The sequence below is a fragment of the Streptomyces albiflavescens genome (assembly GCF_014645835.1).
GTDB lineage: Bacteria > Actinomycetota > Actinomycetes > Streptomycetales > Streptomycetaceae > Streptomyces > Streptomyces albiflavescens.
The window spans coordinates 56,146-78,221 of sequence record NZ_BMMM01000004.1 but is presented as its reverse complement, the minus strand read 5'-3'; the positions used below and the strand labels follow the sequence as shown (position 1 = coordinate 78,221).

At 68.4% G+C, this 22,076-nt stretch carries 27 protein-coding genes; 6 read left to right on the top strand and 21 right to left on the bottom strand.

Annotated features, from left to right (window positions below):
* Positions 1-54: 54 nt before the first annotated feature.
* The gene (locus IEY95_RS12755; protein WP_229702858.1) at positions 55-2,280 is read right to left on the bottom strand and encodes an aminoglycoside phosphotransferase family protein; all 2,226 of its coding nucleotides are present in this window, start codon (positions 2,278-2,280) and stop codon (positions 55-57) included.
* An 88-nt stretch (positions 2,281-2,368) separates the two neighbouring features.
* The gene (locus tag IEY95_RS12750) at positions 2,369-3,472 is read right to left on the bottom strand and encodes a phosphotransferase family protein (RefSeq protein ID WP_189186098.1); all 1,104 of its coding nucleotides are present in this window, start codon (positions 3,470-3,472) and stop codon (positions 2,369-2,371) included.
* Positions 3,473-3,717: 245 nt separating this feature from the next.
* Here IEY95_RS12750 and IEY95_RS12745 point away from each other — a divergent pair, with 245 nt between their 5' ends.
* On the top strand, positions 3,718-4,500 hold the full coding sequence (locus IEY95_RS12745) for an HAD family hydrolase (protein ID WP_189186482.1): 783 nt from the start codon (positions 3,718-3,720) through the stop codon (positions 4,498-4,500).
* Here IEY95_RS12745 and IEY95_RS12740 read toward each other — a convergent pair.
* Positions 4,464-5,336, bottom strand: a complete 873-nt coding sequence (locus tag IEY95_RS12740) for a winged helix-turn-helix domain-containing protein (protein WP_189186097.1) — start codon at positions 5,334-5,336, stop codon at positions 4,464-4,466. The genes IEY95_RS12745 and IEY95_RS12740 overlap by 37 nt on opposite strands.
* 170 nt (positions 5,337-5,506) lie before the next feature.
* Here IEY95_RS12740 and IEY95_RS12735 point away from each other — a divergent pair, with 170 nt between their 5' ends.
* Positions 5,507-5,695 (top strand): hypothetical protein, encoded by a 189-nt coding sequence (locus tag IEY95_RS12735; RefSeq protein WP_189186096.1) that lies wholly within the window; start codon positions 5,507-5,509, stop codon positions 5,693-5,695.
* Here IEY95_RS12735 and IEY95_RS12730 read toward each other — a convergent pair.
* Both IEY95_RS12730 and IEY95_RS12725 read right to left on the bottom strand, forming a co-directional pair.
* Positions 5,686-6,474: an HAD family hydrolase gene (locus IEY95_RS12730; protein WP_229702856.1), complete on the bottom strand. Its 789-nt coding sequence runs from the start codon at positions 6,472-6,474 to the stop codon at positions 5,686-5,688. The genes IEY95_RS12735 and IEY95_RS12730 overlap by 10 nt on opposite strands.
* Positions 6,423-7,301: a GntR family transcriptional regulator gene (locus IEY95_RS12725; RefSeq protein ID WP_189186094.1), complete on the bottom strand. Its 879-nt coding sequence runs from the start codon at positions 7,299-7,301 to the stop codon at positions 6,423-6,425. Before IEY95_RS12725 ends, IEY95_RS12730 begins: the two co-directional genes overlap by 52 nt.
* Positions 7,302-7,487: 186 nt before the next feature.
* On the opposite strand from IEY95_RS12725, the gene IEY95_RS12720 reads away from it, so the two are divergent.
* Entirely contained in the window at positions 7,488-7,676 is a 189-nt protein-coding gene (locus IEY95_RS12720; protein ID WP_189186093.1) for a hypothetical protein, read from the top strand.
* Positions 7,677-7,724: 48 nt separating this feature from the next.
* On the opposite strand, the gene IEY95_RS12715 is transcribed toward IEY95_RS12720, so the two are convergent.
* Positions 7,725-8,633 carry a winged helix-turn-helix domain-containing protein gene (locus IEY95_RS12715; protein WP_189186092.1) on the bottom strand — a complete coding sequence of 303 codons (909 nt, stop codon included), beginning with the start codon at positions 8,631-8,633 and terminating at the stop codon, positions 7,725-7,727.
* A gap of 215 nt (positions 8,634-8,848) precedes the next feature.
* Here IEY95_RS12715 and IEY95_RS12710 point away from each other — a divergent pair, with 215 nt between their 5' ends.
* Complete coding sequence (locus tag IEY95_RS12710; protein WP_189186091.1) at positions 8,849-9,034, top strand: hypothetical protein; 186 nt, start codon at positions 8,849-8,851, stop codon at positions 9,032-9,034.
* A 199-nt stretch (positions 9,035-9,233) separates the two neighbouring features.
* On the opposite strand, the gene IEY95_RS12705 is transcribed toward IEY95_RS12710, so the two are convergent.
* The 3 genes from IEY95_RS12705 to IEY95_RS12695 form a co-directional block, all read right to left on the bottom strand.
* Positions 9,234-10,526 (bottom strand): GNAT family N-acetyltransferase, encoded by a 1,293-nt coding sequence (locus tag IEY95_RS12705; RefSeq protein ID WP_189186090.1) that lies wholly within the window; start codon positions 10,524-10,526, stop codon positions 9,234-9,236.
* Between the two features lie 199 nt (positions 10,527-10,725).
* Positions 10,726-11,679 carry an asparaginase gene (locus tag IEY95_RS12700; protein ID WP_189186089.1) on the bottom strand — a complete coding sequence of 318 codons (954 nt, stop codon included), beginning with the start codon at positions 11,677-11,679 and terminating at the stop codon, positions 10,726-10,728.
* 66 nt (positions 11,680-11,745) lie between these two features.
* Positions 11,746-12,408 (bottom strand): RsiG family protein, encoded by a 663-nt coding sequence (locus IEY95_RS12695; RefSeq protein ID WP_189186088.1) that lies wholly within the window; start codon positions 12,406-12,408, stop codon positions 11,746-11,748.
* A gap of 194 nt (positions 12,409-12,602) precedes the next feature.
* On the opposite strand from IEY95_RS12695, the gene dtd reads away from it, so the two are divergent.
* A complete protein-coding gene (gene dtd / locus IEY95_RS12690; protein WP_189186087.1) occupies positions 12,603-13,028 on the top strand; it encodes a D-aminoacyl-tRNA deacylase in 426 nt (141 codons plus the stop codon).
* A 67-nt stretch (positions 13,029-13,095) separates the two neighbouring features.
* Here the strand turns inward: dtd and ygfZ are convergent, their stop codons facing one another.
* The 6 genes from ygfZ to IEY95_RS12660 all read right to left on the bottom strand — a co-directional run bounded on the left by ygfZ (position 13,096) and on the right by IEY95_RS12660 (position 18,024).
* Complete coding sequence (gene ygfZ, locus IEY95_RS12685; RefSeq protein ID WP_189186086.1) at positions 13,096-14,061, bottom strand: CAF17-like 4Fe-4S cluster assembly/insertion protein YgfZ; 966 nt, start codon at positions 14,059-14,061, stop codon at positions 13,096-13,098.
* A 131-nt stretch (positions 14,062-14,192) separates the two neighbouring features.
* A complete protein-coding gene (locus IEY95_RS12680; protein WP_189186085.1) occupies positions 14,193-14,615 on the bottom strand; it encodes a Fur family transcriptional regulator in 423 nt (140 codons plus the stop codon).
* 65 nt (positions 14,616-14,680) lie between these two features.
* Positions 14,681-15,256, bottom strand: a complete 576-nt coding sequence (locus IEY95_RS12675; protein ID WP_189186084.1) for a heme-binding beta-barrel domain-containing protein — start codon at positions 15,254-15,256, stop codon at positions 14,681-14,683.
* A 226-nt stretch (positions 15,257-15,482) separates the two neighbouring features.
* Entirely contained in the window at positions 15,483-16,364 is an 882-nt protein-coding gene (locus IEY95_RS12670) for a hypothetical protein (protein ID WP_189186083.1), read from the bottom strand.
* A complete protein-coding gene (locus IEY95_RS12665; protein ID WP_229702855.1) occupies positions 16,361-17,317 on the bottom strand; it encodes a hypothetical protein in 957 nt (318 codons plus the stop codon). Before IEY95_RS12665 ends, IEY95_RS12670 begins: the two co-directional genes overlap by 4 nt.
* Positions 17,314-18,024, bottom strand: coding sequence for a hypothetical protein (locus tag IEY95_RS12660; RefSeq protein ID WP_308429306.1), 711 nt, complete (start codon positions 18,022-18,024; stop codon positions 17,314-17,316). The genes IEY95_RS12665 and IEY95_RS12660 overlap by 4 nt, the downstream gene beginning before the upstream one ends.
* A gap of 297 nt (positions 18,025-18,321) precedes the next feature.
* Between IEY95_RS12660 and IEY95_RS12655 the strand changes: the two genes are divergently transcribed.
* On the top strand, positions 18,322-18,684 hold the full coding sequence (locus tag IEY95_RS12655; protein ID WP_189186081.1) for a DsrE family protein: 363 nt from the start codon (positions 18,322-18,324) through the stop codon (positions 18,682-18,684).
* A gap of 77 nt (positions 18,685-18,761) precedes the next feature.
* Here the strand turns inward: IEY95_RS12655 and IEY95_RS12650 are convergent, their stop codons facing one another.
* The 6 genes from IEY95_RS12650 to IEY95_RS12630 all read right to left on the bottom strand — a co-directional run bounded on the left by IEY95_RS12650 (position 18,762) and on the right by IEY95_RS12630 (position 22,016).
* Positions 18,762-19,184 carry a VOC family protein gene (locus IEY95_RS12650; protein ID WP_189186080.1) on the bottom strand — a complete coding sequence of 141 codons (423 nt, stop codon included), beginning with the start codon at positions 19,182-19,184 and terminating at the stop codon, positions 18,762-18,764.
* A 50-nt stretch (positions 19,185-19,234) separates the two neighbouring features.
* The gene (locus IEY95_RS12645; protein WP_189186079.1) at positions 19,235-19,495 is read right to left on the bottom strand and encodes a DUF3099 domain-containing protein; all 261 of its coding nucleotides are present in this window, start codon (positions 19,493-19,495) and stop codon (positions 19,235-19,237) included.
* Positions 19,496-19,662: 167 nt separating this feature from the next.
* A complete protein-coding gene (locus tag IEY95_RS12640; RefSeq protein ID WP_054232391.1) occupies positions 19,663-19,950 on the bottom strand; it encodes a DUF1416 domain-containing protein in 288 nt (95 codons plus the stop codon).
* Between the two features lie 30 nt (positions 19,951-19,980).
* A complete protein-coding gene (locus IEY95_RS12635; protein WP_189186078.1) occupies positions 19,981-20,826 on the bottom strand; it encodes a sulfurtransferase in 846 nt (281 codons plus the stop codon).
* Between the two features lie 144 nt (positions 20,827-20,970).
* On the bottom strand, positions 20,971-21,051 hold the full coding sequence (locus tag IEY95_RS50610) for a putative leader peptide (protein WP_350310325.1): 81 nt from the start codon (positions 21,049-21,051) through the stop codon (positions 20,971-20,973).
* A 221-nt stretch (positions 21,052-21,272) separates the two neighbouring features.
* Positions 21,273-22,016: an LmeA family phospholipid-binding protein gene (locus tag IEY95_RS12630; protein WP_189186077.1), complete on the bottom strand. Its 744-nt coding sequence runs from the start codon at positions 22,014-22,016 to the stop codon at positions 21,273-21,275.
* Positions 22,017-22,076: the final 60 nt, after the last annotated feature.

Sequence of the window (22,076 nt, the reverse complement as noted above, 5' to 3'; positions counted from 1 at the left end):
CCACGTGCACGTGGGACGGCGGCACCCGCACGGCGCGCTCCCAGAGCCTCCCGGTCAGGTGGCGCCGTGGTCACCGCGCGGCAGCGCGCGGGCGAGATAGGGGTTCGCCGTCGGCCGGTCGGGCAGCCCCAACGACGTGGTGGCGGCTTCGAGGGTCGCCTTGTACGAGTCCACTGCCCTACTCACGTTGGGGGCGTTGAGGTCGGCGCCGCGGGCGAGCAGGCGGTCCAGATCCACGTAGGCGGAGCGGACGACTTCGATCCACCGGTAGACGCGCCAGTCCCGTTCCCAGTCCCTGGTGTACACGCCGGGGAGCTTGCTCGCCCAGCGCTCGAACATGCGGTCGCGGATCTCGGGCACGGTGGGCGTGAGGTGCATGTGCCGCACGAGGTCGTACAGCGGGTCGCCGACCATCGCCCTCTCCCAGTCGATGAGGGTGAGCGCGAACCGGTCCTCGCGGCGCACGAGGTTCCAGGGGTTCAGGTCGCCGTGCAGCAGGGCCGGCTGCCGTGAGGTCAGAGGGTGCCGGGAGAGTATCCGGTGAAGTTTCTCGGGGTCGGGCAGCCCCAGCTCGCGCGCCAGTTGGAGCGACTCCTCGGGCAGCCTCCGGACCAGGTCGACCAACTGTCCGATCAGCCAGTCGTAGAAGCAGAACTGGAGATCCGCGGCCATCGGATCCAGTTCCAGGTAGTCGAGTTCGGTCAGCGCGCAGAGCTGGTCCACGAGTGCGTCCGCCTCGTGCGGCAGAAGACCTTGCACCGGATGATTGGGCGGGCGGTCGCTGTCGTGCGACCCGACGTAGGTGTGGATGGCGAACGGCTCGCTGCGCCGCGGGCCCGTATGGAAGCTCTCGCCCACCGCCAGTACGCGCGGTGCCTGAACGGGGAGACCGGAGCGTTCGACGGCTCTGAGGACCGCGTGCTCGTTGAGGAAGCGGGACTCGGTGCAGCGGTCCGACGCGAGCCTGCGGCGTACGACGACCGGGAAGTCGATGTCCCGGACGTGCACGACCGAGTTGACGTGCGCGGTGCCCTTGAGCACTCGGTGCGCCGGGACCACCGCCTCGGCGATCAACGCGCCGAGCACCGCTGAATGGGGAAAGTCGGGGCGCTCGGGGATCCTGCGATCCGGTTCCCAGTTCAGGACCGGGACGGGCCGTGCGTCTCCTGCCCTGGCCCGGCCGCCGGCCTGCCAGCGCAGCAGGGTTCGCTCGATCTCGACCTCGTCGGGCACATGAGGGAGCCGGAGCGGTTCGGCGGCGGCTTCCAGCGCCCTGCGCACCGCCGCCGTCGCGGTGTCCAGGGCTGTCTGGTCGGGCGAACCGTCCAGCGTCTTCGCCGCGCGCATCACGTCGGGGAAGACGGACTGGGCCCGCTCGAAGTCGACGTAGTGGCGCAGGTCCTTGGTCAGTCCGTTCGCGGCCGCGGGGCACTCCTCGTCAACGCTGCACGCCCACGCGTCGATCACCTCTTCCCACTGGAAGTCCGGGTACCGCATGCGGACCAGGTGGGTGGCGAGATCGTGCAGGGGGTCGCCGTAGGTCGCGAGCTCCCAGTCGACGCAGACCAGCGGAGGGTTGCCGTCATAGGACACGATCACGTTGCCGCGGTGCAGGTCGGCGTGGAGCAGGCTGTACGGGCGGCGTGCCATGGCAGGGACCCGTCGGGCTACCTCGATCATGGCATCGCCGGATATACCCAGGGCCGCGAACAGCCCACCGAAGTCAGTCCAATTGGTCTGCCGAATCTGCCGTTCCGCAAGCATGGCCAGAGTCCGCAGGAAGCCCTGACTGTCCCGGGCGTTGCGTGGCCAGCAGTCGGGCAGCCGTGGCAGGGACTCCCTTCGCACCCGCGACATCCGCGCGAGCAGATCGGTCATCGCCTTGATCAGCACACCGTCGACCGGCTTGCCGTCCGGACAGATGCCGGCGAGCGGCACACCTTTCACGTAACTCTGGACGGCCGCGTCCCCCCGCTTGAACAGACACACCGGCGCATGAGGCAGCACACCCGCGATGGCACCGAGGAACTCCGCCTCGTCCTGCCAAGTCCTGATCACCACCGGCAGTGCCTCGGTCCGCCGTATCCGGACGGTCACCGGCGTGCCCGGCTCCAGCCCGACGAGCCGGGCCATGCGCTCCGTCAGCGGATACACATAGTTGCGGTTGTGGTGGCCCGCGCTCGCCTCCCCATTGCGCAGCGCCTCACGTATGAATGCGTCGTACGCGTCGCCGCCGTCGGAGTCCCCGAGTGAGATGCGTGGAAAAGGAGGTGCGCCCACTGGCCGCTCCTTTGTGAGCTATTCCGAAGTCCAGGAACAGAACCCAGGAACAACCTGGGTACCACAAACCACCGCCGCCCAGCGCACGTTACAGCGCGCGCTCCGTACCGATCTCTCTGTGCGTCTGATACCACCGCAGGAGCGACGCAGTGATACGACGCCTGCTCGGCACCCTCTCGATCCCCAGCGGTTCCGCCGCGGCGACCAGCACCTTCTGTATCTTTCCGGCCGCACGGGTGAGGAGAGTCCCGTCGGCCTCCGGCCCCGCGCCGAGCGACAGGGACATGCGGATGACATCCGTGAACACCGACTGCGCCCGCTTGTAGTCGAGCAGTCTGGGAAGGTCCTCCTCCCAGCCGACCGAGCTGCCGGGTACGACATCCTCGACGGCCTCGCGCCAGCCCTGTGTCATCCGGCGTTCCTGGTGCCTCGGGTACCGCATCAGGTAAAGGTGAGTGGCCAGGTCGTAGAGCGGATCCCCGACCATCGCCAACTCCCAGTCGATCGTCCAGAGCCGGCCCTCGGGATCGACGATGAAGTTCTCGCGATGCAGGTCGGCGTGCAGGAGGCAGAAGGGTCGTTCCGTCAGCCCCGACACCTGCTTTCTGAGCCGCTTGAAAGAGTCGCCGTCCACCCCGAGCGAACCGAACAGGCCCTCGAAAGTGGGCAGGTTCCTTTGGTAGACCCGCTCTTCGGTGAAGCAGATGAGCCGCTCCAAAAAGCCCGAGGTGTCGCCTTCGACGGCGCGGTCCTGGGGTTCGCACCTCCTCTCCACGGTCAGCACTTCAGGCCGCACGCCGACCAACTGCCGGAAGAGTTCCACGATTTGCCGGACGATGGAGAGAGGGATCGTACGCCCTGATCCGTACCGCGCCCCGAGCGTCTCTCCCTCGATGAACCGCTGAAGACCGACGGGCCCCGCCTGGATGATGTCGGGGATGCCCCGGATGTGTCCCTGCAGAGCGCGGAGCAACTGCTCCTCGGAGGCGAAGCAACGCCGGTCGAACCACAGCAGGGTGCTGCGCGGTTCGCGGCACTTCCAGCGGACCTGCCCGGCCTCCTCGGCCCCACCAGGAAGGGGAAAGACATACGTCTCATGGTGGTAGCCATGGAGTGGTCCTTCGACCACGCTCGCATTGCCACTCACCTCAACGGCTCGCTGCCGAGCCAAGGAAGCCGATTCGGGTGACATTGCCCGTTTCTCTCGCGTGAGACCGCACCAATGGTGGAAGAGGGGAGCACCGTACTCCCCCGTGGGTGGGCATCGTGCCAGAAGGGTTTCTTTCGATCACCTCCATCCCCTGCGTGAACGCGCCTCCGTCCCCTGTGTGAGCGTATGGACGCCCATTCGTGCGAAAGACTCCGCTGAGCAGCGTCAACGCGCCGGACATGCGCACAGCGCGGGCCCCCGTGGTCCACACTGTCCGGGTGACAGCGATGTGGTTCCTGTACGGCAGATCCCGTGGTCAGGAGCTGAGACGACTTCTGCGCGACGTGGACGCGGTGCTCATCGACTTCGACGGGCCGATTTGCGACCTGTTCGGCAAGAAGCCGACCGCGCACATCGCCGAGGAGATCAAGGTCATGGCGCGGCACGAATGGGGCCCGCTCGACCGGGAGGTCGAGGACTGCCACGACTCGCACGGAATCCTCCACCATCTCAGGGACATGCTCGACCGCGAGGCGTTGGAGTATCGCAGCCGAAGGCCTCTGGACCTGGCGAACACCATCGTCACGCGGCATGAGTCCGCCGCTGCGAATTCCGCCCCGCAGGCCCCGGACCTCGAGACGCTGCTGGACACACTGCTCGATCTCGGCAAGCGCCTGGTGATCGTGAGCAACAACGCCGATGACCCCATCTGGCAGTACCTCAAGCACGCGGGCCTGCAGTCGAAGTTCGAGGCGGTCTGCGGCCGTGATCCGGGCGAACCACGTCGGATGAAACCCGATCCCGACGTAGTGCTCCGCGCCCTGGAATGCCTGGATGGCCTGGATCCCTCACGCGCCCTGCTGGTGGGAGATCAGCTCACCGACCTCCGGGCGGCCAAGTCGGCGAGAGTCCGATTCCTCGGATACACGCGGGACAGGAAGCGCCGACAGCTGATGCGGCGAAACGGCGCGGACGGAGTGGTCTCATCACACGCTCCGGTCATCGCCGCGGCCCACGGGCTCCTGGGTGCCGACTACTCCGAGAGAAGAGTCCATACGGAGTTGAAGTAGGTCTGCATGCTGTCCACGAAGAAAGAGCCCGGGGACTCCGGGTCGGCGTCCCTCTCGTAATGCATGAGGTTGGCACCTATCCCTTCGACGTCGACGGCGGTCAGCTCCTCCCCGTCGTCCAGGAAGATCGGGCGCTCCACCACTTGGTACAGCCCGAACAGCGCCTCCGAACCGTTGAGCAGATAGAACTTGAAGTTCGGAACGACGGAGGTGTGACGGATCTCCAGGCTGACCTCCGGCACCAGTTTCTCGACCCTCAACGATTCGAGGACGTGCCGTAGTGAGGACGCGGACCGACGCGCGATGTCCCACACCCGCTCCACCGGGCGCCGGTCGGAAGGATCGTCCTTGGAGCGGGGAAAAGGCAGCTCGGCATCCTCGGAAGGCACCAGAATGCGTACGGCGACGCGCTGCGGTGCGCCGTGAGGCTCCGCGCGGATCCGCAACGCCTGCAACCGGACATGGGTGTCGAGGGATTCACCGGTCAGCGTGAAGACGTCCAGGCTGACCTCGGACCGGCCGAACGCCTTGCTGATGATCGGGCCGAGAGCCATGGGGCCAGGCTTCGCACCCTGCGGGACCGCTGGTTGAATCCGCTGGGTCTTGATCACGCGGGATCCACTGCCCTGCCGGGACTCGACCCAGCCCTCGCTCGCCAGTGTCCTCACCACACGCTGAACGGTGTCCCGGGACACCTCGAACTCCTCGGCGAGGAGTCGCTGCGCCGGCAGGGAGCTCCCGAGCGGATAGTCCCCGTTGACCATGCGGTTGCGCAGATCATCCAGGACACGCCGGAACTCCTTGCCACCTCCTTCACCGCTCCGCTCTTCGCCCACATGCCGACCGTACCGCTTGCGACCGACAAGCAAACCAATTTCAGTCACATCGCAAGCTCATCTTGACTGGTAGTTAAGGGATCAACCCGGCCGGGAAAACCAATTTCAAGTCAACCAGTCCAATTGGACTGGTAGTTGATCGCTTCCGTGAAGCGGACGGGGTGGGGGACATGGTCATCTTCCAACTGGTGGGTGCAGCCGTCGAGTTCGGAACCGCGCAACTGGTGCAGTCGGAGCTCGGGTTCGCGGGTCTGGTCCTGCTGACCCTGGCGCTGGTGGGCATACGGGCGGGGCATCCACGGCTGGCCGGATGGGCGGCGTTCCTCTTTCTCCTGCTCACCCTGCAGCTTCAGAGCTGACCCCGAAGCACCCGCAGAACCGGCTCCAGTGACCCCACCACATGCTTGGCTCCCACGTCCCTCAGTTGCTTCTCCTTGCCCTCGTTACGCGCGTAGCCGAGGAACGGAACTCCGGCCCGTTCGGCGGCGAGAAAGTCCGAAGGGGCGTCGCCGATCATGAGAGACGCCGACGGGGCGGCACCCAGGGCGTTCAGGGCGCGGTTGAGGCAGTGCGGGTCCGGCTTGAGGTGGTGCAGGTTGCGGGTGCGGCCGTAGATGTTGGGCGCGAAGCATTCGGTGAGACCTCGGCGCGCGAGGTAACGGGCGGCGGTGAGCGGGGAGTTGTTGGTCGTCACCGCCAGCCGGACACCTACGGCACTCCAGGTCCGTATCAGTGGATCCGCGAACGCGGTGGGCATGGCCCAAGGCACCGCCTTGAGTTCCTGCTGGGTGAGCCGCTCCTCCAGCTCGGTCACCAGATCGCTGTGCGGATGACCCCGGTTGACCGCGTAGAGAACCACCATCGGGTCGGGGTGGCCGCGTTCCTCCTCGGTCAGGAGCCCGCGCAGCCCCTGCCGCTCGAGCCACTCCACCAGAGCCCCCGCCACATCCTCCGCGGCGTGCCCCGCGAACAACCGGCAGATCGGCCCATCGAAGTCGAAGAGCACGAAGCGGGCGCTGGTGATCACTTCCCGTAGGTTCTCTGTCGCTGTCGCCACCGATTCAGTCTGCGTCATGTCAGAAGTCACTAGGAGAGTGTCAGGTCCGTGGTGATGGTTTCCCAGAGGGCGTCGAACCACTTCTGGGATTCCTCCACAAACGCCGCGTCCCGTTGGCCGGCTCGCTTCTCGAAGGAGAACAGGAGGGATGCCGAGCCCAGTGCGTCGTACATGTCCAGGACGCCGCTGTCCGAGTTCTCCTCGCGCCTGGTGATCATGTAGTAGGCAATCAGCGCCTCCGACTCGTTGAGCAGATACAGCTTCACGGGTGGAGTGAACGGCAGGGCGCGGAAGGTCACGCGGACGTCGATGCCGTGGGAGGAGCGCAGGGCCTGGAGGTTGTGGCGCAGGACGACCACCTGGGCGTTTCGCTGGTCCAGCCAGCGCTTGTGGACCAGGTCGTCCTCTCCGCGTCCCTCCACCGGAACGGGGAAGGCCAGGTTGATGTCCCGGGAGGGCAGCAGAATCCGCACGTCGATCGACTCCGGACAGATCCTGCCCTCGTGGATCAGGCGGACGGGCTCCCCGAGGGCCACCATCAGGGTCTCCGCGGTGAGGCTGGCGGCGTCCACACGGACATGCGGCACGGAGAACGCCTCGGTGAGGCGAGGCGCCAGCCCCACCATCGTCGGCTGGGGTTCGTCCCGCGCGGCGGGAACATCGGCGATCCTCGGCGGGCTGCCCTTGCTGACATTGCTGAGGAGACCGTCGTCCTGGAGTGCCCGCAGGGCTTGACGGACCGTGCCGCGCTCGACGCCGAACTCCTCCGCCAACTCGGCCTGGGTGGGCAGGCGGTCGCCCGCCCTGAGGTCGCCGACGCGGATGCGCTCCCGCAGGATGTCGGCGATCTCCTGGGGCGAGGTCCTTCTGCTGCCGTTCACTGCCACGTTCTCCTGGGTCACGACCAAACGCTACAACTCTGGTCCATCTATGGGGAGTTGCCTGAAAGTTGTTTATGAGTAGTAGCCAAGTGGGGACAACTTAAACAGAGTTGGTTACCAACTTGGCCAAGTTGGCGGAAGTTTTGCCTCCCCTCCCGGCCGGCCTCCCACCGGTCTCCCTTGAAGCAGGACTTGAAAGCAGGAGGAACCACCATGCCCGCCATAGCCCTCCTCTCCGCCGTCTTCGTCGTCGGCTTCGAGCAGCTCGTCCAATGGCACTACGGCCCGATCGGCATCGCCGGGCTGCTGCTGCTCAGCATCGGGATCAAGGCGAAGAATCCTACGTGCAGCTCCATCGGGGCGGTCATGCTCGCCCTGATGGTCGCCGGACCCGCCCTGTGAGCTGGGAAGTCTCCCGTCCGAGAAGCCACTGCACGGCCCAGGAGGCCATCAGTTCGTGAGCAGCAGCTCCGAGCTGATGGTCTCCCACAGTGCGTTGAACCACAGGTGGGACTGCTCCACGAACGTCGTGTCCCGCAGCCCGGCACCCTGGACAAAGGGGAAGAGCATGGACTGCGTGCCCTGGACGTCGTACATCTCCAGATGCACATCGTCGATCTCCTCCTCGCGCTTGGCGAGGGTGTAGTAGGCGAAGAGGGCCTCGGCGCCGTTGAGCAGATACAGCTTCACGGGTGGCGTGAAGGGGAGCGCGCGGAAGATGACGTTCACATCGATGCCGTGCGTGGACCGCAGAGCCAGCAGGTTGTGGCGCAGCACCTGGGCCTGGGCGTTGCGGTTGGCCAGCCAGCTGCGCTGGAGGCGGCCGTCGACGGAAGAGTCGACAGGGGCCGGGAAGGCAAGGTCGATATCACTGCTCGGCAGCAGCAGGCGGACGTCCACCCTGGCCGGTTTTATGCGCCCGGCGTGAATCTGACGGAGGGGCTCGCCGATGGCAAGCGTCAGCGAGATCGACGTCAGACACAGCGCGTCTATCTCCACATGAGGGGCCGCGAAGGCGGCCGCTATCCGCGCGCCGAGGGCCACCGTGGTGGGCTGTGGCGGAGCTTCGGGGCCGGTCAGAGACCTGTCCGGGTGGTCCGCGACGGTCGCGGGACTCCCCTTGGACACATTGACGAGCAGATGCTCCGACTGCAGGATCCGCAGCGCCTGGCGCACGGCGCCGCGCTCGACGCCGAACTCGTCCGCCAGCTTGGCCTGCGTGGGCATGCGCTGGCCTGCTCGCAGCTGACCGGACCTGATCCGGCTGCGCAGCTCGTCGGCCACCTCGCGGTGTGACCACTGTGGCCGTGGTGACCTGCTCCGCCCATTGACGGCGGCGTGTTCCGGCTCCACGACCAAACACTACAACTTCCCGCCATCTTTGGGCAGTTACCTGATAGGTGGTTATGAGTCGACCCAACGCGGAGATAAGTACCAGTGAGTTGGTCACCAACTTGCGCAACATGGTCAATCTTCCCGAGGGTTGGCCGCCGGAGTCGCACCTGTCAGCCAGGTGGACCAGGTGGACGGTCCTCAGCGGGGGTCCGCCTCCCCGTCCCGAAGGAGGGACCGTCATGCCGCTCATCGCCCTCGCCGTCGCCGCCCTCGCCATCGGATTCGAGCAGATCATCCAGTGGAAGTACGGGCCGATGGGCATCATCGCGTTCGTCGCGCTGTCCATCGGCCTCAAGGCCAGGAACTCCGTGATCAGCGGCATCGGAGCGGTGATCCTCGTGATGCTGCTCGCCCAGTCCGGCTGACCGGGCGCCACCGTCCGGCAGTCCGGCTGACCGGGCTCCCTTCCGGAGGGGAGCCGGGAGCTCGGTCAGTTCGCACCACCGCACAGCACAGCCACAACTGAATGCACGGCCACAACCGAATGCGCAGCCACAACTGAAGAGCTACGGATAACGGACCAGCGGTCATCACCCGCACGGAAGGAGTACCGGTCAGCCGAGATCAGAAGGTGTCCGGGCACCACGGTCGCCTGGACGTGCGGAGCAGGGCGTCGGCAACGGAGGCGGCGCCCTCTCGTTCTTCCCGCACCCGCCCCAGCGCCGCGAGCCGCACAGCCGACTCGTCGCCCAGCCACAACGCCGCCAAATCGCTGACGTCCAGGGTGAGTTCGGCCCTCTGCGTGGTCGGCGCGCAGTCCGCTCCGGCGGGCCCCGCGTCCAGCCGGTAGCGCCCGGCGGACAGCCCGTCCCGATCGGCGACCTCCAGCACCAGGGTCCCGGTCCCCGCGTATGTACGCGCCTCCAGAGCCCGTACGACATCCAGGATCCGCACCCACAGCCAGTCCGACTGCGTGGTGATGTGGGCGGCGCGCGGGTCCGGCAGGACGTGCGGCAGCAGGTCGTCCGGGGCCCGCCAGCCTGTCTTGACCCTGGTGATCCAGTCGATCGAGCAGAGGTACTGCCACAGGGCGCGTTCGGCCTCCGGCGTCACCGCGATCAGCCAGTTCACCTCCGCCGTGTTCAGGGGCTGCTTGGCGTCGCCCCAGTTGTCGTCCGACTCGTACGAGACCAGGCCCTCGACCTCGCCGGCCGCCGAGCGGTACACGGCGTAGAACGGCTCCGTCCACGGCACGCGGTCCAGGCGCAGCACGCCGGTGTTGATCTGCCACCAGCGGTCGGTGCGGCTGACCGCGCCGGGCTGGGCGCGCCTGAACCGCTCGTGCAGCTCGGGGCCGATCCTGCGGACGTCCTCGGCGTCCACGAGATCTATTCGACCGCCGGCGGGCGGGCCCGACCAGCGGGGGTCCAGGCCCGCGCGCGGTACGTCGACGGTCCACTGGGTGGTGCAGGTGGCGGGGCCGAAGCCGTACCGTCCGTAGATCGGGTATTCGGCGGCGATCAGCGTCGCCACGACATCGCCCCGTGCTTTCGCCGCCGCGAGGTCGGCCGCCATCATGCGGGTGAGGAGGCCGCGGCGGCGATGGGTGGCGGTGACGGTGACGTTCGTGATGGCGTTCGCGGGGACGGGGGTGCCGCCCACCGCGGTGAGCTCTTGCGGGAACGACCGAAAGGTCGCGACGATGGGGGTCCCCCCGCTCGAGCGAAGCCGCGAGTGGGGGAGGTCGCCGTCGAAGGCGCCGAGCGTGCGCTCGGGCACGAGGTACGAGCTCCGGTCCGCGAGCTCTCGCTCCGACACTTCCGGCGACCGCAGGAAGCCCGCGTTCAGCGCGCGGATCCAGTCCCGGGTTTCGGGCTCCGTGATCGGGCGTACGTCGATGGTGTCGCGGGGGGTCATGACGCCACGCTAGGTGTACGACGGTGGGGGTGTCGTGGGGTTTTTCGCCCCCTCCGCCCCTGCCCTCACCCAAGCTCCAGGCTTCGTTGAGCAGGGGGACCCCACCGCACCTGGGGCTGTGCCCCGGACCCCGCCAGGTGGTTCTTCGACCGCGGACCGGTGGGGCTGACCGCGCGGTTCCCCGCGCCCCCGGAGGGGCTCAGAACGCCGCCCGGACCTCCCCGACCTCCCGTCCCCCGCCCAGCAGCGGCGCCCGCCCGATCCGCGACACCACGGGGGCATCCACGCCCAGCAGGCTCAGCCCGCGGGCGAGGACAGGGCCCAGCGCCCGGCCTCCGCCGTCGTCGATCTTGAAGGCGAGGGCGCGCCCGTCCGGGAGGGCGATCGCCTGGACGGCCTCCGCGCCCATCTTGGAGAGGGCGCCCGGGATCTCGCGCATGAGCCAGGTGTCGGGGCGACGGGTGCCGGCGACGTACTCGGGGTGGGAGCGCATGGCGTCGGCGACGCGGCGTTCGGCGGAGCCGGGAGCGGCGAGGACGAAGGAGCGGAAGGCGCGGGCGAGGCCGGTGAGGGTGATGGCCATGAGGGGCGCCCCGCAGCCATCGGTGCCGACCGCGGCGACGGGCTCCCCGGCGGCCTCCTCGACCACGGAGTGGATCAGCCGCTGGAGCGGGTGCTCGGGGTCGAGGTACGACTCCGTCGGCCAGCCCCGCAGCGCGCACACCGCGAGCATCGCCGTGTGCTTGCCGGAGCAGTTCATGGTGACCCGGTCGCGGACGGAGCCCGCGGCGAGATACGTCTCGGCCTCGGCCGGGTCCAGCGGCAGATCCGGCGGGCACTGCAACTGCCCGGCCGACAGCCCGTGCTCGTCCAGCATCTTGTGGACGAGATCGCGGTGGAAGATCTCCCCGGAGTGGCTCGCGGCGGTGAGGGCGAGGCGCTCTCCGGCCAGGTCGAGGCCCGCGCGCAGCACACCCGCCGCCTGCATGGGCTTGTTCGACGAGCGCGGGAAGACCGGCGCCGTCACCTCGCCGAGCGCCAGCTCGACCGACCCGTCCGCGGCCAGCAGCACCAGGCTGCCGCGATGGCGTCCCTCGACGAAGCCGGAACGTATGACCTCTGCCAGGACAGGCGATATGGCGGGCACGGACATCAGGGGTGGCCTTCCGAGGTGGGTGACCCACCCCGGAAGGGGCCCGGGATCGCCGGGGCCGCCGCGTCACATGAGCAGGTCGTCTACTTGTGCTTCGCCTTCACGGTACCTGCGGGCGATCTCGGCGCTGCAATCGTCGGCCGTGCGCTGCAGCTGCTGGCGTCGCCGGGAGACCTGCTGCTCGTACCGGACGAGCCGGCCCATCCCGGCGCCCAACTCCTCGTCCGTACGGGCATCCAGGTCGGACAGCTCCACCTCCGCGAGCATGTTCGCGGCCAGTGCCCGGTACTCCTCGCCGTGCGGTGTGCCCACTGTCACATGGCGGGCCGACGAGCGGTGCCGGGCGGGCGCGTCCGTCAAGATCTCCGAGAGCCGTTCCACGACCGACCGCTGGCCGGGGCCGACGACCGACAGCTGCCCCGGTGCCGGGGAAGGCGCCGGCCGCTCGCCGCGGCGCGCCAGCTCCGCCCGCAGGATGTCGATGCGTCCCTGGAGCAGCCGCCGCACATAGCTGAGGTCGGCCTCGTCCCGCTGGGCGTCCCGGCGCAGTGCCCGCAGCTCGGGCAGCCGGAGCACCGCGAGGTGGTGCGGGGGCGGGTCGGCCGACAGCGGGCTGTCGGTGCGCTGCGTGGGCGGGCGGGCCGTCATCCCGCCCGTCCGTTCCACCCGTAGGCTCATACGGGTCAATGACACGGTTCCGGGCGGCTGCCCGCTACTCGGTGTGCTCATGTGCCTCTACCGTCCCCTCGACCGGCGCGGTCCACCCCACGGTTGCACCGCAACACACCGCATCGTGCCACCCCAAGTGGCCGCTATGTGACCGAGTGCCCCCGATAAGCCCCAGATGGGGGGTTAGTGACCCCGGAAATCACGCGAAGAGCCCGTGCGGCGCCCCACTGGCGCCGCACGGCATGATGGTCCGCATGCGTGCGGTGGTGCAGAGGGTGGACGGCGCGAGCGTCGTCGTGGACGGCGAGACGGTCGGCGAGATCAGCGGTGAGGGGTTGTGCGTGCTGGTCGGGGTCACGCACGACGACACCAAGGAGAAAGCGGGCCAACTCGCCCGCAAACTCTGGTCCATTCGCATGCTCGCCGACGAGAAGTCCTGCTCCGACATCGACGCGCCGCTGCTCGTGATCAGCCAGTTCACCCTGTACGGCGACGCGCGCAAGGGCCGCCGCCCCACCTGGAACGCCGCCGCCCCCGGCGATGTGGCCGAGCCTCTCGTCGACGAGGTCGTCGCCCAACTTCGCGCTCTGGGAGCGACGGTGGCGACGGGGCGCTTCGGGGCGCAGATGCGGGTGTCCTTGACGAACGACGGGCCCTTCACGGTGCTGCTGGAGATGTGAGGCGCCCGGCGCGGCGGCCGGGCCCGGGGGCGGCGCCCCCGGCACGACCCACCCGCGGCCGCGTTCGCTACGGCTCGACGACGACCTCCTGTGCCGCCGCCGTCGTGTCGGCCACCAGCGCCGCGTCCACCGGCACGTTGCGCTTCACGAGTGCCAGGGCGATCGGGCCCAGCTCGTGATGGCGTACGGAGGTGGTGATGAAGCCGATCTTCCGGCCGTCGGGGCCATCGTCCGCGAGGCGGAGTTCGGTGCCGTGCGGAGGCAGATGGACCTCGCTGCCGTCGAGGTGGAGGAAGACGAGGCGGCGCGGGGGCTTGCCCAGGTTCTGGACGCGGGCGACGGTCTCCTGGCCGCGGTAGCAGCCCTTCTGGAGGTGCACCGCGCTGCCGATCCAGCCCAGCTCGTGCGGGATGGTGCGGTGGTCGGTCTCGAAGCCGAGGCGCGGGCGGTGATGCTCGACGCGCAGGGCCTCGTAGGCCAGAAGTCCGGCCGCGGGACCGTTCTTGTGGGCGTACGACTCCAGGTCCGTACGCGGGAGGAAGAGGTCACGCCCGTACGACATCTCGCGTACGACGACGCCCTCCGGCACCTCGGCGATGGAACCGGCCGGGAGGTGCACGACCGCGAAGTCGGCCGTCCGGTCGGCGACTTCGACCCGGTAGAAGAACTTCATCGACTCCAGGTAGGCGATCAGCGCCTCCTGGGTGCCGGGTTCCGCGTGCATCCACACCGTCTCGCCGTCGTCGACGAGATACAGCGCGTGCTCGATGTGGCCGTGCGCGGAGAGGATCAGCGCCTCGGTGGCGCGGCCGGCCGGGAGGTCCGAGACGTGCTGGGTGAGCAGCAGGTGCAGCCAGCTGAGCCGGTCCTCACCGGTGACGGTGACGACACCGCGGTGGGAGAGGTCCACGAAGCCGGTGCCGTCGGCGAGGGCACGCTGCTCGCGAAACAGATCGCCGTAATGGGCGGCGACGGCTTCGTCCACGCCCTCGGCGGGAACGGCGCCGGGCAGGGACAATAGAGGGCTCTTCATATCCACACAGCCTACGACCCGGTAGCCGCCGATTTTATTTCTCAAGCCCGGCTTCCTGGCCGGACACCACATCTCGGCCACGCGATCCCTGCTCCTCGGCCGCGCGTCCCTGCTTGTCGGCCGGCCCGGCCCTACTTCTTTGCCGCGCAGTCCTTGCAGCGGCCGAAGATCGCGAAGTGCTTCATGTCCGTGTCGAAGCCGAAGGTCTCACGAAGCTTCGCCCTGAACTCGGCGGCGACCGAGACATCGGCCTCGATGACGTTCGTGCAGTCGCGGCACACCAGGTGGATGTGGTGGTGCCGGTCGGCCAGGTGGTACGTCGGCGCGCCGTGCCCCAGGTGGGCGTGCGAGACCAGGCCGAGCTCCTCCAGGAGCTCCAGGGTCCGGTAGACGGTGGAAATGTTGACCCCCGACGCCGTCTTCCTCACCTCGATGAGGATGTCGTCGGGGGTCGCGTGCTCCAGGGTGTCCACGGCTTCCAGGACAAGCTGGCGCTGCGGCGTCAGCCGGTAGCCGCGCTGCCTCAGGTCGCTCTTCCAGTCGGTGCTCACCACACCTGGAAGTCTAGGACCATTCCAGGTGCTGCCGAGCTGATGAACTGCTCGAGGAAGTGGAAGACCTACTTGAAGAACGCGATGCCGTCGTCCGGCATGTCGTCGGGGAGGGCCTTGGCCCAGCGCTCGACGTCCTCCGGGGTGACGACCTTCTTCAGGTGCGCGGACATGTAGGGGCGCAGCTCGACCTCGGGGGTCTGCTTCTCGCCGACCCACATGAGGTCGCTCTTCACATACCCGTAGAGGCGCTTGCCGCCGCTGTACGGACCCGAGGCCGCCGTGCGCGCGACCGCGTCCGTGACCAGGTCGATCTGCGGCTTCTTGTCGGCCAGCTCGCCGTACCAGATCTCGACGACACCGTCGTCGCGGGTCATGACGACCTCGACCTTGCGGTTGCCGTCGACGCGCCAGAAGCCGGACTCGGTCTCCAGCGGCCTGACCTTGTTCCCGTCCGCGTCGAGCACCCAGGTGTGCGAGTGGTACTCCAGGAAGTCCCGCCCGTCGTGGGTGAAGGTGACCTCCTGCCCGAAGTTGCACTTCTCGGCGCCGGGGAAGTCGTGGACGCCCGCACCGGCCCAGTTGCCGAGCAGGAAGGCGAGGGGAACCAGGTCCTTGTGGAGGTCGGACGGGATCTCGATCATGAGCTCGGAAATTCCTTGATGGGGGTCAGCGCTGGCCCTGGTACAGCTTCTTCACGGTCAGCCCGGCGAAGGCGAGCACGCCGACGCAGACCAGGACCAGCAGGGTTTCGAAGGCGATCTCCACGGGTGCTCCTCGGATGAGCGGGGGTTGCGGTGTACACAAGAGCCGGACCCCACTCTAGTCGGATGGGGCCCGGCCCTCTCTTTCAGGTGCACCTTGGCGGGCTCAGCCGAGCAGCTGGCTCTCCAGGATCACTGTCTGCTGGAACGGGACGGCCTGCGTGGTGCCCTTCCGCGACTGGACGATCAGGGCGAGGGTGTCTCCCGCCGAGAGGTACGCCTGCCGAACCTGCTCGGCGCCGTACGGCTTGCTCTCCACGTACGAGAAACGCGTGACCTCGTCGACCGCGGCGCGTTCGGGGAACTTCTCGTCCCGTTCGGTCAGCGCGGCTCCGCGTACCGCGTACTGCGGCGAGTCGTAGTTCGCCAGCTCGGTGGTGATCAGATCGTCCGCGACGGCCGCGGTCTCGAACTGCAGCAGGTAGATCCGTGTGTGCGTACCGTCCTCGGTGGTCCAGCCGCGCGCGGCGATGTGCCGCAGACCGTCGTCGGTCAGCAGCTGCCCGACCGTGTCCCGGTCCGACTTCTCGGCGTACTCCGCCAGGAAGGTCTTGCTCTCCAGCCAGCCGTCCTCGCCGCGCAGCGCCGCGTCGGCCTTCGCCCCCTTGGGGGCGGGGAGGACCAGCTTGCGCAGGTCGGCGTAGTGGGTGCCGGCCTTGTTCGAGTCGGCCATCGGTCCCGGGCTGCCCGAGGGCAGCGGCGGCTTGGTGATCGTCGGGTAGTCCCAGCGCCCGTCCGACTCCGTCGCCAGACCGGGTACGTCGGTGCGCTCCATCCGCGTGATGCCGTACGCGGCCGACGTGCCGACCGCGCCGAAGACCACCACGGCAGCGGTCCAGCGCAGCACCGCGCGCAGGACTCGGCGGTCCTTCTTGACGGGCGGAGTCGGCTCGGCGGCCAGGAGCGGCGGGGCCGCCTCGGGCATCGGTGGCACCGGGGGCGGCACGGCCTGCTGCGGCTCCATCGGTGGTGTCGTCTGCTCGGTCATACCGCCTCCCCCGGCTCGGTGATGCGGTCGAGCTGCTCACGCAGGAGCGACGCGACCCCCTTGGTGTTCAGTGGCTTGGCCGCCTCCGCGGTGACGCTGACCAGCACGTCGCCCTCGTAGGCGGAGCAGACCATCATGTCGAGCTTCTCCTCCTTGTCCTTGGGCGGAAGGAAGCACTTGGCGTTCTTGTGGCCCTCGATCTTCGGCCCGCTGCGGAAGATCGACAGGGCGTCGAAGAACTCGTTCTGGAAGGTCGACATGTTCCGGACCGCCGTCTTGTCCTCCATCTGCATCAGCTCGATGCTCACGGTGAAGGCCCTCTCGGCGTAGGCCGTGGAGTCGCTCGCGTTCGCCGTACTCAGGTAGCTGCGCATCACCATGCCCTTGGTGTGCTGCTTGTCGATCTCCTTCTCCAGCCGCCGCCGCTGGGAGCGGGGCAGATCGCTGATCGACTCCTTGCGCAGGGCCGCGGCCTCGCCCCCGCTGAGCGCGGCGTCGGAGCCGAACTCGGCGATGTCCGGGCCCCGGCTCCAGCCCTCGCCCTCGCCCTCGTACGGCACGAGCATGGCGGCGAGCCCCGAGGTCGCCTTCGCCTTCTTGGCGTCCTCCTTCGTGGCCTTCGGGAACTTCCAGACGGGCGCGCCCGCGTCCCGGTCGGCGTCCTGGACGGTCACGACGGTGTAGCCGGCGCCACCGATGACGGCACCGACGAGCAGGACGGAACCGGCGATGGCGGCGATGCGCCCGCGACGGACACGCTTCTTGGGAGCCGCATCGGACGCGGACTCCGGTGCGGAATCCACGGGCTCCAGGGAATCCACGGGCTGTACGGGCTCCACAGCCGGTATGGGCTCCACGGCCTGCGCGGGCTGCGCGGTCTGTGTGGGCTGTGCGGCCTGCGCGGGCTGTGTGGGCTCCACCGGCTCCGGTGTTGTCGATTGCTCGGTGGTCACAGCCGCTCCATCTGCCGCTTGGCCAGGTCCATGATCGTCGCCTTGGCGATCGGCTTGGTGCTGTTCACCCAGATCTCCACGGCGATGTCACCGCGTCGGGCCTGCGCCTCGGCCTCGTACATCGGCAGATAGCCGGCCTCCGTGTGGGGCTTGGTGTGGACGTACGCCACGCCGTCGCCCGTGCCGGGGATGTCCCAGTTACGGGTGCCGTCCTCGTTGCCCGCCCAGTAGTGGCCGTCGTCGGCCGCTTCGGCCGCGCCGAGGTTCTCCTGCTGCCGGTACTGGACGAGCCGGATCTCGACGCTGTACGTGCTGCCGACGCGCCATCCGGTGACGGCCGCACGACGGAACTCGTCGCCGACCAGATCCCTGAAAGCGCCGGCCGGCTTCGTGAACGACTCCGAGTACTCGCCGATGTCCATCCAGCCGTCGTCGCTCAACCAGTCGGCCTCCCGCGTCCCCTTCGGCCGCTTGAGCAGCAGCTTGCGCAGGTCGCCGTCGGTCTTCACCCGGCGGTCCTGCGCGACCGACAGGGGCTCGGGGCCCGCGCCCTTGGCCTGCGCGACCACCGGCTGCGACAACGACGGCAGCTTGGTGGGCTCGCGGTCGGCCTGGACGAGATAACCGGCGCAGGTACCGGCGACGAGCCCGAGCACGGCGGCGGTGGCGATCAGCAGGGTCGTACGCCCGCGTCGGCGTACGCGCACTTCAGGTACTTCAGAGACTTCAGGCACTACTTGAGGTACTGCAGACACGTCGGGCGCTGCTTCAGATGCTTCAGGCACTGGCGGTACTTCCGGTACTCCAGACGCTTCAGACACTCGAGGTACTCCAGGTGCCTCGGGTCTTTCGGGCCCTTCAGGTGCTTCAGGTGTTTCCGAGACTTCCAAGACGTCCCCCCACGGAACGTGAAGCGCGGATTCCGTATCCGCGCGCACAGGAGACCCATGGACGGCGCATGAAGTTGCACAGGAGTTCATTACGATTCGGACTACCATTCGGCCATGGCGAAAAAGCTCGTGATCAAGGTGACGGCGGGGGCCGATGCTCCGGAGCGCTGCTCACAGGCGTTCACCGTCGCGGCGGTGGCCGTGGCCAGTGGTGTCGACGTCTCCCTCTGGCTGACCGGCGAGTCCTCGTGGTTCGCGCTGCCGGGCCGCGCCGCCGAGTTCGAGCTTCCGCACGCGGCGCCGCTGCCCGACCTGATCGACTCGATCCTGGCGGCCGGGCGCGTCACCCTGTGCACACAGTGCGCGGCCCGGCGCGAGATCACGGAGAAGGACGTCCTGGAGGGCGTACGCATCGCGGGCGCGCAGGTGTTCGTGCAGGAGGCGATGGGGGACGAGACGCAGGCACTCGTCTACTGAGCCACCCGGCCGCCCGTCTCAGGCACTCGTCCACCGAGTTGCCCGGCCGCCCCTCCGATGAGTCGTCTCGCGCTCGTCTACTGAGTCGTCTGGCGCGTGTGACGCCTCAGACGCTTCGGATGCTTCTCATGCGTGTGCACCCACAGGCAGAACGGATGCCCCGCCGGGTCCAGGAAGACGCGTACATGCTCCTGGGGCTGGTGCTCGGCGAGCCTGGCCCCCTCGGAGAGGGCATGGGCCGTCTCCTCGGCCAGGTCGTCGACCTCGATGTCCAGGTGCATCATCATCCGCTGGTCGCCGGGGCCCGCGGGCCACACGGGCGGCGTGTAGAGCCGCTCGGTCTCGAAGGCGAGCGCGATGCCGCCGTACGGCGGGCCGATGAGCACCCAGTCCGGCTCCTTCGCCCGCACCACATACCCGAGCAACCGCATGTAGAAGTCGGCCAGCGCATGCGCGTCGGGCGCGTCGAACACCACGGTGGACAATCTCGTACGCGACATATGCGCCTTTCTCCCGCTGCCGCCATGCCGTCTGCTGCGCCCGCCGCCCGCTACGGGCGCCGCTTCTTGCCGTCCAGCTCGTCCCACCACTCGTCGGACTTGGGGTCACCGGACGGGTCGTCCCACCACCGGTCCTCCGGCCCGCGCCGATTGGCCACCACCGCGGCCAGCGGCGGAATGACCATGGCCACCACACACATCCCGACAGCCACGGGAATCGACCAGAGCCGCACCACTGCCCAGGCCATGACGAAGAGTCCGATGCACGTCCCCATCATGGCGAAGTACACGTGACGCCGTCGTGCGTACATACACCCAGCGTAGGCCTGCGGAAGCCGTCGGCGCACGGGTGCGAAGGCCCGTCTCGCACACGCGGGCAAGCCGAAGGGCCGCACCCCTGTCCGGTAAGCGTCCAACCCCCGGGGGTGCGGCCCTTCAGCCGTTCAGGTGACTGCCGTCAAAAACGGCGGTCGGCTGTTCAGACGGCGATCGCGACCTCGGCGAGGCCGCCCGTCTGGGCGACGACCGTGCGGTCGGCGGTGCCGCCGGGCACCAGGGCCCGCACGGTCCACGTGCCCTCGGCCGCGTAGAAGCGGAACTGTCCGGTGGCCGAGGTCGGAACCTCGGCGGTGAACTCGCCGGTCGAGTCCAGGAGGCGGACGTAACCCGTGACCGGCTCGCCGTCGCGGGTCACCTGCCCCTGGATCGTGGTCTCACCGGGCTTGATCGTCGAGGCGTCGGGGCCGCCGGCCTTCGCTCCACACATATTTCGATTCCGTCCTTCAGGCCTTGAGGGTTACTTGTTGGCGCCGAGCTCGATCGGGACGCCGACCAGGGAGCCGTACTCGGTCCAGGAGCCGTCGTAGTTCTTGACGTTCTCCACACCGAGCAGCTCGTGCAGCACGAACCAGGTGAGCGCGGAACGCTCACCGATACGGCAGTACGCGATGGTGTCCGTGGCGAGGTCGACCTGCTCCGCGGCGTAGAGCTCCTTGAGCTCGTCGTCCGACTTGAAGGTGCCGTCGTCGTTGGCGTTCTTCGACCACGGGATGTTGCGGGCGGTCGGGATGTGGCCCGGACGCTGCGACTGCTCCTGCGGCAGGTGGGCCGGGGCGAGCAGCTTGCCGCTGAACTCGTCGGGCGAACGCACGTCGACCAGGTTCTGCGAGCCGATCGCGGCGACGACGTCGTCACGGAAGGCGCGGATCGCCGTGTTCTGGGCCTTGGCCTGGTACTCGGTCGCGGCGCGCTCGGGCACCTGCGAGCCGTCGACCAGGTCGCGGGAGTCGAGCTCCCACTTCTTGCGGCCGCCGTCGAGGAGCTTCACGTTCTCGTGGCCGTAGAGCTTGAAGTACCAGTAGGCGTACGAGGCGAACCAGTTGTTGTTGCCGCCGTAGAGGACGACGAGGGTGTCGTTGCCGATGCCCTTCGACGAGAGGAGCTCCTCGAAGCCCTCCTGGTCGATGAAGTCACGGCGGACCGGGTCCTGGAGGTCCTTGGTCCAGTCGATCCGGATGGCGTTCTTGATGTGGTTCTTCTCGTACGCGGACGTGTCCTCGTCGACCTCGACGATGGCCACGTTCGGGTCGTCCAGGTGGTCCTGGACCCAGTCGGCGTCTACCAGGACGTCGCTGCGGCTCATGCTCGTTCTCCTCCGGGGCAGTTGCGGCGGGGCGGTGCGTTAGAGAGGGGTGCGCGGTCATGCCGGTAACGGCTGTGTGGCGCAGGGGTGGCCCCGACAAGAGACATCCAGGGGCCCGGCTCGCGGAAGTTCGAACGCTTCCGCTCAGAAGGTGCGACAGAGCATGGCGGCGACGCGGCACAGGTCTACTGCCCGCCGCTTCGTGAGATCCGCCTGTCGCTTCATGCGTCCGATCGTAGGGACGGACAGGCGGGCATGTCACCGGTGTGTCGGATGCTGAGACGCGATCGTCCGTGATGTGGGATGCGCTGCGCGTCGAGGCCGCGCCCGCCTTGTTTCCGGGCCGCTGTTTCCGTCGTCACGCCGACAGCGCATCTGCGGTACGGACGAGGTCGTCTCGCCCTTCGGACAACGGGCTCTCCACGGGCCCCGGCCCGCGCCGAGGCCTACCCGACCAGCTTGACGTCCGAACCCTTCACCGAGATGTCGACGCCGCTCTTTGCCGCCTCGACCTTGTCGAGCTGGATGCCGCCGGGCAGTTCGTCGATCTTCTGCTGGAAGTCGGTGATCGCGCGGATCCGGCCCTCGGCGAGCTCGACACCCAGCTTGGGCAGGGAGTCGGCGTGCACCTTCACCGTGTCCCCCGAGACGCTGACGGAGCTGAGCACGGAGACCGGCTGGGGCAGCTTGGTGCCGAGGACGGTGGCCTCGACCGTGACCTTGATCTTGCCGTTGCCGCCGTCGGAGAGGCCGATCACCCGCGCGGTGACACCGGAGGCGACCTGGGTGGGCTCGGCCTTGGCGGCCTTCAGCAGCTCGTCGTACGCGATGGACGCGGTGCCGGTGGCGCTGTCGGCGGTGGCGGAGCTGTAGTCGCCGTTGAAGACGACGCCGTGCATCTCGGCGCTGAGGTGGTCGATGCGGATCGTGGCGGCGGCGGCGCTCGTGCCGCCCGTCGAGGCTTCGTAGTTCTTGATGCCGATCTTCACGTCGTCGAGCTCGCCGCCGGCGACCTGGGTGAGGAAGGGGAAGCCCTCGATGGACACGTCGGGGGTGCCGGCCAGCCCCTCGGTGCTCTTGATCCGGTCCGCCGCCTTGTCCTCCGCGAACCCGACCGCCACCCGGTCCGCGATCACGAACAGGCCGCCCAGGATGACGACGACGATCAAGGTTATTCGCAGTGCGCGCATGCTCGGTGTTTCCCCCACCTCGGCAGACCCGGTCTCAACGACCGAGTGGCCGTCGATCGC

Coding starts and splice junctions, on each gene's coding strand:
- IEY95_RS12750 (WP_189186098.1), bottom strand. CDS start 3,472: ATGTCACCCGAATCGGCTTCCTTGGCTCGGCAGCGAGCCGTTGAGGTG.
- IEY95_RS12745 (WP_189186482.1), top strand. CDS start 3,718: ATGTGGTTCCTGTACGGCAGATCCCGTGGTCAGGAGCTGAGACGACTT.
- IEY95_RS12735 (WP_189186096.1), top strand. CDS start 5,507: ATGGTCATCTTCCAACTGGTGGGTGCAGCCGTCGAGTTCGGAACCGCG.
- IEY95_RS12720 (WP_189186093.1), top strand. CDS start 7,488: ATGCCCGCCATAGCCCTCCTCTCCGCCGTCTTCGTCGTCGGCTTCGAG.
- IEY95_RS12710 (WP_189186091.1), top strand. CDS start 8,849: ATGCCGCTCATCGCCCTCGCCGTCGCCGCCCTCGCCATCGGATTCGAG.
- IEY95_RS12705 (WP_189186090.1), bottom strand. CDS start 10,526: ATGACCCCCCGCGACACCATCGACGTACGCCCGATCACGGAGCCCGAA.
- IEY95_RS12700 (WP_189186089.1), bottom strand. CDS start 11,679: ATGTCCGTGCCCGCCATATCGCCTGTCCTGGCAGAGGTCATACGTTCC.
- IEY95_RS12695 (WP_189186088.1), bottom strand. CDS start 12,408: ATGAGCACACCGAGTAGCGGGCAGCCGCCCGGAACCGTGTCATTGACC.
- dtd (WP_189186087.1), top strand. CDS start 12,603: ATGCGTGCGGTGGTGCAGAGGGTGGACGGCGCGAGCGTCGTCGTGGAC.
- ygfZ (WP_189186086.1), bottom strand. CDS start 14,061: ATGAAGAGCCCTCTATTGTCCCTGCCCGGCGCCGTTCCCGCCGAGGGC.
- IEY95_RS12675 (WP_189186084.1), bottom strand. CDS start 15,256: ATGATCGAGATCCCGTCCGACCTCCACAAGGACCTGGTTCCCCTCGCC.
- IEY95_RS12670 (WP_189186083.1), bottom strand. CDS start 16,364: ATGACCGAGCAGACGACACCACCGATGGAGCCGCAGCAGGCCGTGCCG.
- IEY95_RS12655 (WP_189186081.1), top strand. CDS start 18,322: ATGGCGAAAAAGCTCGTGATCAAGGTGACGGCGGGGGCCGATGCTCCG.
- IEY95_RS12650 (WP_189186080.1), bottom strand. CDS start 19,184: ATGTCGCGTACGAGATTGTCCACCGTGGTGTTCGACGCGCCCGACGCG.
- IEY95_RS12645 (WP_189186079.1), bottom strand. CDS start 19,495: ATGTACGCACGACGGCGTCACGTGTACTTCGCCATGATGGGGACGTGC.
- IEY95_RS12640 (WP_054232391.1), bottom strand. CDS start 19,950: ATGTGTGGAGCGAAGGCCGGCGGCCCCGACGCCTCGACGATCAAGCCC.
- IEY95_RS12635 (WP_189186078.1), bottom strand. CDS start 20,826: ATGAGCCGCAGCGACGTCCTGGTAGACGCCGACTGGGTCCAGGACCAC.
- IEY95_RS50610 (WP_350310325.1), bottom strand. CDS start 21,051: ATGAAGCGACAGGCGGATCTCACGAAGCGGCGGGCAGTAGACCTGTGC.
- IEY95_RS12630 (WP_189186077.1), bottom strand. CDS start 22,016: ATGCGCGCACTGCGAATAACCTTGATCGTCGTCGTCATCCTGGGCGGC.